Source organism: Acidimicrobiales bacterium (assembly GCA_035316325.1).
In the GTDB taxonomy this organism is placed as follows: domain Bacteria; phylum Actinomycetota; class Acidimicrobiia; order Acidimicrobiales; family VFJN01; genus DASXTK01.
Window position 1 is genome coordinate 1 of sequence record DATHJB010000177.1, and the last position, 10,103, is coordinate 10,103.

At 71.2% G+C, this 10,103-nt stretch carries 10 protein-coding genes; 2 read left to right on the forward strand and 8 right to left on the reverse strand.

Features of this window, described 5'->3' with window-relative positions; genetic code table 11:
• Nucleotides 1-62 precede the first annotated feature (62 nt).
• From VK611_23935 to VK611_23950, 4 genes are all read right to left on the reverse strand, one after another.
• On the reverse strand, nt 63-752 hold the full coding sequence (locus tag VK611_23935; protein HMG44405.1) for a recombinase family protein: 690 nt from the start codon (nt 750-752) through the stop codon (nt 63-65).
• 331 nt (nt 753-1,083) lie between these two features.
• Nucleotides 1,084-3,090, reverse strand: a complete 2,007-nt coding sequence (locus tag VK611_23940; protein ID HMG44406.1) for an AAA family ATPase — start codon at nt 3,088-3,090, stop codon at nt 1,084-1,086.
• Nucleotides 3,087-3,299, reverse strand: coding sequence for a hypothetical protein (locus VK611_23945; protein ID HMG44407.1), 213 nt, complete (start codon nt 3,297-3,299; stop codon nt 3,087-3,089). The genes VK611_23940 and VK611_23945 overlap by 4 nt, the downstream gene beginning before the upstream one ends.
• A 276-nt stretch (nt 3,300-3,575) precedes the next feature.
• Complete coding sequence (locus VK611_23950; GenBank protein HMG44408.1) at nt 3,576-4,628, reverse strand: hypothetical protein; 1,053 nt, start codon at nt 4,626-4,628, stop codon at nt 3,576-3,578.
• A 282-nt stretch (nt 4,629-4,910) separates the two neighbouring features.
• On the opposite strand from VK611_23950, the gene VK611_23955 reads away from it, so the two are divergent.
• Entirely contained in the window at nt 4,911-5,393 is a 483-nt protein-coding gene (locus tag VK611_23955) for a hypothetical protein (protein HMG44409.1), read from the forward strand.
• Here VK611_23955 and VK611_23960 read toward each other — a convergent pair.
• Nucleotides 5,390-6,982, reverse strand: coding sequence for a recombinase family protein (locus VK611_23960; protein HMG44410.1), 1,593 nt, complete (start codon nt 6,980-6,982; stop codon nt 5,390-5,392). The two genes, VK611_23955 and VK611_23960, sit on opposite strands and share 4 nt — an antisense overlap.
• 203 nt (nt 6,983-7,185) lie before the next feature.
• Between VK611_23960 and VK611_23965 the strand changes: the two genes are divergently transcribed.
• Nucleotides 7,186-7,572, forward strand: a complete 387-nt coding sequence (locus tag VK611_23965) for a nuclear transport factor 2 family protein (GenBank protein HMG44411.1) — start codon at nt 7,186-7,188, stop codon at nt 7,570-7,572.
• 7 nt (nt 7,573-7,579) lie between these two features.
• Here the strand turns inward: VK611_23965 and VK611_23970 are convergent, their stop codons facing one another.
• The 3 genes from VK611_23970 to VK611_23980 form a co-directional block, all read right to left on the reverse strand.
• On the reverse strand, nt 7,580-8,011 hold the full coding sequence (locus VK611_23970; GenBank protein HMG44412.1) for a DUF3052 domain-containing protein: 432 nt from the start codon (nt 8,009-8,011) through the stop codon (nt 7,580-7,582).
• Nucleotides 8,008-8,403, reverse strand: coding sequence for a PPOX class F420-dependent oxidoreductase (locus VK611_23975; GenBank protein ID HMG44413.1), 396 nt, complete (start codon nt 8,401-8,403; stop codon nt 8,008-8,010). The genes VK611_23970 and VK611_23975 overlap by 4 nt, the downstream gene beginning before the upstream one ends.
• A 26-nt stretch (nt 8,404-8,429) precedes the next feature.
• Nucleotides 8,430-10,103: FtsX-like permease family protein (locus VK611_23980; GenBank protein ID HMG44414.1), on the reverse strand; the 1,674-nt coding region annotated here is incomplete at its 5' end.

Genomic DNA, 10,103 nt, shown 5'->3' on the forward strand with positions numbered 1-10,103 from the left:
CTCGCTTATCGCGATACCACCACCGGCGAAGTCGGATGGTCTTCGACTTTCGACAGCGGAAATCAGCTCGCCAACTTCGCGCCTTCCGCGAGGCGGCGGACGGTCATGGGGTGCCAGGTACCACCACGGGGCGGGCGGTGCCCCTCGGCGGTGAGCGCGGCGCAGACCTCGCGGTAGCTCTGCCCGGCCGTCCGCAGCTCCACGAGGCGAGCCAGCGCCGCGGCCTGGTCGGCGTCCCGGCTGCCGTACGGGTGCGGCCCCCAGGCGTGGCCCCCCGCCGCGTGCTTGCGCAGGCGCCCGTCCCGGAGGCGCTTGACGATCATGGCCTTGTCGAGCTGGTGGACGGCGCCGAAGACCTGGCGGATGAAGGTCCGCATCGGGTCGTCGGGGTCGTCTCGGGGCACGACTCCCAGGTCACAGGCCACGACCTCGCAGTCGAGCGACCACGCGAGGGCCAGGGCGGCCTCCTGCACCGTGAGCGTGCGGGCGAGCCGGCCCAGGTTGCCGACCACGAGGGTGCCGGCCCGCCGCTCCTCCAGGGCGAGCAGGGCGTCGGACAGCGCGTCGCGGTCCTGGGCCTCGTTCTCCCCCGAGGTGGCGTCCAGGTACACGCCCTCGACCCGCAGGCCGTGCTCCCGACACCAGGCCCGGCAGTGCGCCTCCTGGACGTCGGGGCCGTACTTCTCCAACTGGCCATCGGTGCTGACCCGTATGTAGATGAGAGCTTTGTGGTGAAAGTTGCTGGCCGTCACTCACTAACTGTACCAAGTCCTAGAGGACTGGTTACATGCGTGGTGCGGCCAACAATCGAGAAATGAAAGATGTTATGGCGGCGTGCTGGCCGACAATGTGATGGCGAAAGATTGTCGGTGTGACGGCTCACGAGGCGTGCTGGACCCAAACTGTCTTACTGACAGCTTGGACATCTACTAGATGGTCAACACTGGTCATGACCAGTGACCAAATCGCTGGTCACGTCAATGGTCACTGCTGGTCATCACCCCGCTGACCACGTTGTTCTCACTGGTCAGGTCACTGGTCACCAGGTTTGGTCATCCACCAAACCCTTGGTTTGGTCATGACCTACCCATCGTTCTGGTCGTCGCGTTGCGCCCGGTACCGCCGGACCAGCCGCTGCGCCGTGGACTGCGAGACGTCGAGCTGAGCCACCAGCCGCCGCGCCCGCGGCAGGTCGCGGTCGTCGGGGTGCAGCTCGAAGTCGCGGCGGACCAGGGCGTCCCGCCCCGCCGCCTCGGCCAGCGCCTCGCTGGTGTCGAGCCAGTGCAGGCACGGGTACTCCACCCGGTACCGGGAGCCGAGCCGCCGCTTGTCCGCGAGCTTCGACTTCTCGCAGGTGAGCGACCCCTCGGCGAGGTGCCACTCGGTGTAGGCGAGCTGCTTCCACATGGACGACCCGCGGAACCGCCGCTCGCCGTTGTGGCCCGGGTGCCCGAGCGCCAGCGTCGCGCAGCCCCACTCGGCCGAGATCCGCTTGAGCGCCGACAGCACCGGGGCGACGTCCTTCATGCCGTTCTCGTCGGTCAGGCCCATGCCGTAGATCACGTCGAGGACGACCAGGCCGGGCCGCTCGGCGGCGTACTCCTTCAAGAGCCAGTCGACGTCGCCGCCGAGGACGAGGTTCACGGGCTGGTCGAGCACGTACACGCGGTCCGCTGCGTGCTTCGCCTTGCAGGCTGCCGCGCAGTCCTTCGCGTGGCCCCAGCCCGGTTGCCCCGCCCACCTCTCGCGGAAGTCGTGCAGCCCCTCCGACGCCACCCACAGGACGTTCCGCACCTCCGGCGGCAGGTGCCCCCGCCACGCCTTACCGGTCGCGACGCTGAGCGCCCAGTCCCGGGCGAGCAGGCTCTTGCCGGCCTCGGACGGGCCGCCGAGCAGGTTGACCTCGGCCGCGAGCACGCTCTCGAGCACCGCCGCCGGCTGGGGCAGCTCCGCGAAGTCAGCGGCCGTCCGCTTCGGGCGGTTGCCGCGCACCTGCGCGAGCTGCAGCTCCTCGAAGACCTCCCGGGCTTGCGCCTCGATCGCCAGGTCACCCACCCGTCGGACGACCCGCTCGTCCAGCTCGGCCCCGGCGGGGTCGGTGAGCGGCTCGGCCTCGGGCTCGACCAGGCGGGGCGGCTGCCAGAGCGCCATGTCCTGGACCCACCCGCGGTACCCCTCGGGCAGCCTCCGGGCCGCCCGCTCCATCCGCGCCCGCTGCCACTTCGCCACGACCTGCTCGTCCGTCCACGGCTCGCGGCCGTCCTCGTTGACGAACTTCTGAGCGAGGCCCCGGAGGTGCGCCAGCGCGAACCGGTCACTGACCCCCGGCTGGGCCGCCAGGGACGACGCCGCCTCGAAGAGCAGCCGGTCCTGCCCGGTGTGGTGCTCGGCCTCGCCGGGGCCGATCTCGCTGAGGCCGATCCAGCGTGCCCAGTCGAACTCGTCGCCGTTCCCGGCGACGTCCAGGGCGGGGGTCGCGGCCACCGGCTCGGTCAGGGCCTCCACCCACTCTGGCGGCAGCTCGACCGCGTACAGCTCCTCGGCGGTCGGGACCAGCTCTGCACACGCCCGCCCGTCGGGGTCGTACCACAGCTCGACGTCGCCCGTCCTGGGCGCCACCGAGGGCCAGCACCGGACGTAGCGGTGACCGTGGTGGAGCAGGTCGCCACCGGGGAACCCGTCCTTCCTCCACCGCCGGCCCGGCGGCAGCTCGGCCCGGTACACGTGCTTGCGCCGCTCGTCGGTCGGGCCGCGGCTGGTCGAGGACCAGGTGCGCGGCAGCGGTGGCAGGCCAGCCGCCGGCCGGCTGGTCCACTCCTCGAACACCTCCGGGTCGTCCACGTCCAAGCCGACGCCGTCCTCGGGGAGGCGCAGCCCGAGGTTGCGGGGGTAGAGGGTCGCGGCGGCGACCCACGCCGTCACGTCCTCGTCGGTCGGGTAGCGGCCCCGGTTGGCCCCGCCCGTGAACCCGGTCATGGTCCGGCCCTTCACCCCGTCGACGTCGACGGGGACGACGCCCCGGTGGCCCCGCTCCAGGTAGATGAACGCGCCCCGGCTGTACGGGTCCGGGTCGTCGGTGTTGGCGCTCACGGCGCCCCCTCCTCGACCAGGGCGACGGGCGCCGGCTCGCCGCAGCAGCGGCAGCGCAGCAGCAGGACGAAGCGCACGAACGGTGCCCTGCGACCGTGCGGTGCCCGCTCGGTCGGGGCACAGCCGCAACGCTGAGCGTGCAGCCGCCAAGAGTGCTCCAGCACCTCGATCGAGGGCGGCACCAGAGGTGGGGCAGGTGTGCGAGCCATCGCGCTTCGTCCTTCCGTTGGCTCAGAGCTGGTTGTCATCGGGACCGCGCGGACGAGACCGCACGGTCTCATCTTTGGGCGGCCCCGCAGCTCCGGTCGGTGGACCAGCGCAGGCGGGAACCAGAGGTGACACTATCACCTGGAAGCACCCCAGGTGGTCGGACGTGGTACGGTTTCACCCGAGCAGCGCTTCGTCCCGTAGCTCAGAAGGTGAAGGTCCGGCCCCGGGGCGCCTCCGCTCCCCGGGGTCGTCGACCTCCCAGCGGATCTCATGGCCTAAGCCCCCGGGACGCCGGGGGCGGGGCCGCCCTCGACCACCCGCCGCAGGGCCGCGTCGGCCTCGCTCACCAACTGGTCGAGCGGCCAGCGCCGGGAGCGCAGGCAGTCCCGCTGATAGTCGGCCCACACCTGCCGCTCCTGGCTCGACATGCCCTCGAAGAACCGGGCCTTCTGGGCGAAGCCCGGGGCGAGGTCCGCCGTCTCGCGGGGGTCGCACAGCAGCAGGGTGCCTCGCTCGCTGGCGAAGTCGAAGCGGTTGCGCCACCACCCCGACCCCGCGTGCGGGTAGGGGAGGACGACGCAGCCGCCGACCTCGCCGTAGCGGGCGACGACCTCGGCCTCCTTGATCTTGCGGGCGCGCGCCCCGTACCGCTCGACCGGCCACGACGGCACCTGCTGGTCGAGGAACCTGGTCGGCTCGGCCAGCGCGGCCGACACCCACACCCGATCTCGCCACTCACGTGGTGCTGGCACCGCGAGCTGGCCCAACCGCTCGACGGCGAGGGCGCCCGGGTCGAGGAACACCGCCCGCTCCGGGGTCAGGCCGCGCACGTGATCGACCAGCAGGGCGCCGCCGCCCCAGTCGAACTTGGGCACCAGCGTCACCGGCCACGGGCGGTGCGCCAGGGCATCGAGGACGCGCAGCAGCTCGTCGAGGTGCGCCAGCGCCCAGGCGTAGCCGGGCTTGCCCGCCAGCATCGGCTTCACGAGCCGCTGCGGGTCGCGCCGGAGGTAGTCGACGTCGTGTGCGATCTCCCGCACGTTCCAGTCATCGAGGTAGAAGCCGAGCGCCCCGACCTCTCGCCTGGCCCGGCCGATCGTGTCGAGGGCGCCATATCGGTGGCTCGCCCCGATCTTGTTGGGGCCGATGACCCCGACGAGCACCGCGTCGTAGCCGCCCAACGGCTCGCCCGGGTCGACGGCCCGCTGGTCCACCTCGTGGCCCGCCCGCCGCAGCGCCTCGGGCAGCAGGTTGGCGAACGTCGCCATCTGGTAGAGGCCGGGCCGCCCCACCTGCATGGTGGTGAACCCGGTCATGAGCACGCGCATCGTTCCCTCGCTCTCGCAAGGGTGGTGCGCGGTACTCCCACCACCTCTGACAGCAGCCAGCCCTTCGGCCGACCTCACGCCCGGATTTCACGGGAGCATGAGCCCAGGTGTCAGCGTGGAGGCTACCGGGCTGTCAGCGGGCCGCAACAGCTCGGTGGGTTGCCACGCCCACGGGACCGTTGGCGGTCAAGCCTCGCTTGACCTCGGGGCCGAAACCGCTTGCCTAGACGTGCGTGGCCGGGTGCGTCTGGTCAGCCGAGCGGTGCGCGATCATGTACGGCGATGCTGTCCACCCTGGTGCCGATCGTCGCCGTCGCCGGTGGCCTGTTCGTGCTGTGGCAGGCGGCCCTGCGCTGGCGGGCCTTCGGGACCGACCAGGTGCGTGCCATCGTCGCCGAGGCGCGGACCACCTTCTACGACATCACGGCCCGCGGCGAGCTCGACAGGTCGGAGTTCCAGACGGGCGACCGGCACACGGTGGATGCCCGGCTGCAGGATCTCCACGGCCAGCTCCACGACCGCGTCCTACAGGACCGGGTCGACCACCTGCTGACGCACGTGCGGAGCGCCTGGGCGAGCGCCCCGGAGAAGTGGTTTGGCGTGGCCTGGGTCAGCGCAGAGTCGTCCGCCCGGGTCACGAGCGACTCGCCGGAGCGACAGGCACAGGTGCAGCGGCAGGTCGAGGCGGCCCGTGCCGGCCTCGTAGAGGTCGACAGCGTCATCGAGCGGTGCAACCAGCTCGACCGCTTGATCGTCCGGCCTTAGGCCGAGCCAGCCCGCTCGGCGTCTAACTCTTCGTCGATGACGAGCTGCGTCTCGGTGAACTTCTCGTCCAGGTAGGCGGCCTCGTCCTCGGGCGTCGGGGTGATGTCCGCCAGCTCCACGAACCGGGACGCTGCGGCGAGGTCCGGTGCCGGCCCGCCCGTCCGCTCGACGTAGGAGCGGCGGCCCGCCAGCAGCACCCGTGCCGCCTCGGACTCGACCGGGACGCGGGTCAGGACCGTGAGGCGGTCGGGGGACCACCGCCGGGCCTTCGTGGCGCGCACCTCGACCCGCTCGACGTACTGCTCCACGAGCGCCCGCTGCTCGGCCATCGCCAGCCCGGCGAACCCCTGCCGCGCGGCCCGGGACGTGGTGAGCTTCGTCACCGGGGCGGGCAGGCTGGACAGCTCCGTCCGGAGGTCTCGCTCCTGCTCGGCCAGGCGCTGGCGTGCCGTCTGGTACGTGGCGTCGTCCATCTCCTCGTCGGCGAGCCACCGGCCGTAGGTCCGCCGCTGCTGCTCGATCCGGCGCAGCCCCGCCAGCAGCTCGTCCCGGCGGTCCTCGTGCTCGTCGGTCAGGCTCAGGAGCCGGTTCAGCTCGTCGATGCGGGGCAGCAGCTCGCCCACGATGTAGCGCTCCGTCTTCTCGGCGGCGACCGAGCGCCCGCACCACCGGCAGTGGTACTCCTGGTGGGTGCCGCCGCCCCCGCCCATCTTGTCCTCGCAGTCGGGGCACCACAGCAGGCCGGACAACACGTACTTGCGGGCGTGGTGCCGGGGTGACTTGAGGGTGCGGCTGCCGAACAGGGCGCGCAGGTCGTCGCGCTCCTCCGGGGTGATCAGCCCCTCCCAGTTGCCCGGCCCGAACACCTCCCCCTGCCGGGTCAGCAGGCCGGCCAGGTGCGGCGAGGTGACGAGGTTGCGGATCGACGTGATCGCCCACCGCCGGCCGCCCTTGGGCGCCCTGACGTCCTCCTCGAACAGCCAGGTAGCGATCGAGCGCAGCGACTTCCCCGCCCGCACGTCGGCCAGGATGCGCTCGACGGTGGCTACCTCGTCGGCGGCGAACCTCAGCGTCTTCACGCCATTGACGGTCACCCGCTGGTAGCCGTAGAACCGGCCGCCAGCGGGCTGGCCCCGGTCGCCGTTGGCCTTCAACCTCTCCAGGACGTTGACCTTGATGCCCTCGACGTACTCCTTGGCGGCGACACCCTTGTACCGGGCCCCGGCGGACGCTCCCAGCCCGACCGACGTCCAGCCGTCCCGGTAGCCGTTGAACCCGGGCACGCCGGCCACCCGGAACACGGTGATCAGGTGCTCTAGCTCGTCGGGCCGGCGGGTGAGTCGGGGCTGGTCGCTCGTCACGACCTGCGTGAGCCTCCCCGACAGCAGGTCCGCCTTGAGCCGGTCGTAGTCCGGCCGGACGACGTCCTCCCGTTCACCGGAGGCGTCGGGGTCGACGTACTCGACCACCTCGCAGCCGGGATAGAGGCGTTTGGCGTGCTCCCGGCAGAGGCGCTGCTGCGTGCTGATGGACTCGTCCCGGCCCTTCAACCTGCTGAGCCGAGCGTAGGTACCGACGGTCTCTGTCACTTACCAATTCTACCTCTGTAGGTACCTAAAGGTAACTGGCTATGGGGCTACGTCACGTGGGATCGCGGTCCTCGCCTCATCCTGCGACCTGACTGGCCGCCCGAGCCGCAACACCCCGCCCCCTTCGACACCGGCACCCCGGCTCCCGAGCAGCCCCCGTCCCATCCTGCGACCTGACGGATCGTCAGATACGGTCTCGTCCCATGGCTGACGGGGAGACTCTGCGGAAGAACATCGAGACCTACATGGAGAGGTTCACGGCGGACGACCGTGAGGGGTGGTTGGACCTCTTCGCCGAGGGTGCCTGGATCGAGGATCCGGTCGGGACGCCGCAGCGGACCGGGCGTGAGGAGATCGGCGCCTTCTGGGACGAGACCCATGCCGTGCCGGACGCCATCGAGCTGCGGCCGCTGGGCATCGTGACCGTGATCGGCAACGAGGGCATCTTCACCATGCAGGCTCGGGCGACGCTGGGCGGCGCCGTGTTCGGGATCGACATCATCGACCTGATGACGTTCGACGACGAGGGCAAGATCGCCACGATGCGCGCCTTCTTCGACTCGACGGCGATGAAGCCCGTCGAGGACTAGCGGGCGGTCAGCCGGCGGCCGTGGTGCGGCCGGGGCGGAGCTCCTTGCGGAGGACGAGGCGCAGGCCCGACCAGGTGTCGTCGATGGCGCACACCTTGTTGTCGACCATGCCGGTGGGCAGGCCGACCTCGCGGACCGTGTCCTCGGTGATGTCGGTGGCCACGCCGGACGCCTTCTTGGGCCAGGCGATCCACAGGCTGCCGTCGGGCGGCAGGGCCCTCAGCAGCGCCGGCAGCCGCTTGGCGAAGTCGGCCCGGCGGGTGAAGAACGCCACGATCACGTCGAGCGGGAACCGGGCCCGGTGGCGCACCTCGACGCCCGGCGGCAGGTCGTCGATGGCGAAGCCGTCGGGCGCCTGCAGCACGGCGATCACGTGCTCGGGCTTGATGCCGAGCTTCTTGGCCAGCGGGGTGCCCGAGTAGCCGGCGGTCGGGGTCACGGGCGGCCGAGGACGCGGTCGACGGTGACCTCGATGGCGATCCGGTCGGCACGCTCGCTGGGCTGCCGGTAGCGGGACGCGTAGCGGCGGACGGCCTCAGCGACCCGGTCCGGGTCGTCGATGACCGACGCCGGGCCCTCGAACGTGAGCCAGCGGCCGCCGTCGACCTGGCAGACCGCTGCCCGCGGGTGTGGGCGGCGGGTGAGGTGCCGCACCTTCTGGGCACCGGCGAACGTGATGACCCGCACCAGCCCGGCGTCGGCGTCCCAGGTGAAGCCCACCGGGGCGACATGGGGCGTGCCGTCCGGGCGCAGCACGGTGAGCGTGGCCAGGTGCCGCTCGGAGGCGAACTTCTCCACCTCCGGCGGCAAGGTCCGTAGATCGAACGGCATGGCGCGAAGTCTGCTGCGGCCGTGCGTCAATCGCTCGTGATGGCGGCGAGGATCGGCCGCCGCCCCGCCCACGCCGCCGGGATCAGCGCGGCCAGCAGGGTCAGCAGCCCGGTCAGCACCGTGACGCTCACCAGGCCGAGCCACCCGAAGAAGGGCACGACGAAGGAGCTGAAGCCGTCGTCCTTCATCGCCTGGGCGAGGATCCATCCGAAGAAGATGCCGACCGTGAGCGCGGCGAGCAGGCCGAACGCCGCGATCAGCAGGGCCTCCCAGCGGATGGCCGAGCGGATCTGCCGGCGGCTGGCGCCGACGGCCCGGGTGAGGCCGATCTCCCGGGTGCGCTCGAGGACCGACAGGATCAGCGTGTTCACGATGCCGATCATGGCGATGACGATGGTCAGTGCGAGCAGTGCGCCCATCATGATGAGGATCGGGTCGAACTGGGCCTTCGTGGCCGCCTTGTACTCGCTCAGGTCCTGCAGGTCGGCCGACGGGAACTGGTCGACGATCTTCTGGAGCTCCGGCCGGGCCTGGGCCTCGGTGACGCCGTCGGCGAGGCGGACGAGGATGATGCTGTCGCCCGAGTTGGGCACGTTGGCCGCCAGCGTGTCGGTGCTGATGACGTAGGTGCCGGTCAGCGTCTGCTCGTCGAGCAGCGCCACGATCGGGAAGGTCTGCCTGCCGGTCTCCGCGAACGTGACGGGGATCTCGTCGCCGAGCTTCCAGCCCTCGTCGTCGGCCTTGTCGGCCAGCACGGCGAGGCCGCCGTCGTTCAGGCCGTCGGTGTTGCCCTCCGTGACGCCCACGTCGAAGAGCCGGAAGGCCGTCGACGGATCGACGCCGGTGACCCCGGTGGCCGAACCGTCGACGTCGGCCACCGCGAAGCGGATGCCGGCGGCCGCGTCGACGTCGGGGAGCTGGTTGACCTCGCTGGCGACGTCGCCGGGCAGGCCGACGCCCATCATCCCGGCCTCGCTGGCGATCACGAAGTCGCCGGTGAAGCGTTCGTCGATGATGTCGTCGATCGAGCTGCGCACCGAGGCGTTGAGCACCAGGAACAGGCTCACCACGCCGAGCCCGATCATCAGCGCGGACGCCGTGTAGGCCGTGCGCTTCGGGTTTCGCGCGGTGTTGAGCTGAGCCAGCCGACCCACGATGCCCTTCAGCTTCGGCAGTGGCGCGCCCATCACGGTGGCGGCCGGGCGGGCCGCGCTCGGGCCGAAGACGATCAGCGCCAGGAAGACGAAGAACACGCCCAGGCCGATCATCTGGAAGCCACCGTCGCCCAGGCCGCTCACCAGCGAGGCCGCACCGAGGAGGCCCATGACGGCGCCGATCACGAGGCGCAACTTCGAGCGCCCGCTGGTGTCGATCGCCACCTGCCGCATCGCCGCCACCGGCGGGACCTTCGACGCCCGCCACGCCGGCAGGAACGCCGACAGGAAGGTGACGATCGTGCCGATGAACAGAGCGATGAGGATCGACGTCGGCTCGATCGCCAGCTTGGCGCTGTCCTGGAACATGAGCGTGGACAGGCCCAGCGCGAGGCCGACGCCGAGCACGTAGCCGACGACGGAGGCGATGATGCCGACCAGCAGCGACTCGACCACGATCGACCAGAGCACCTGGCGGCGGCTGGCGCCGATGGCCCGCAGGAGGGCCACCTGGCGCTGCCGCTGCGCCACGATGAACGAGAAGCT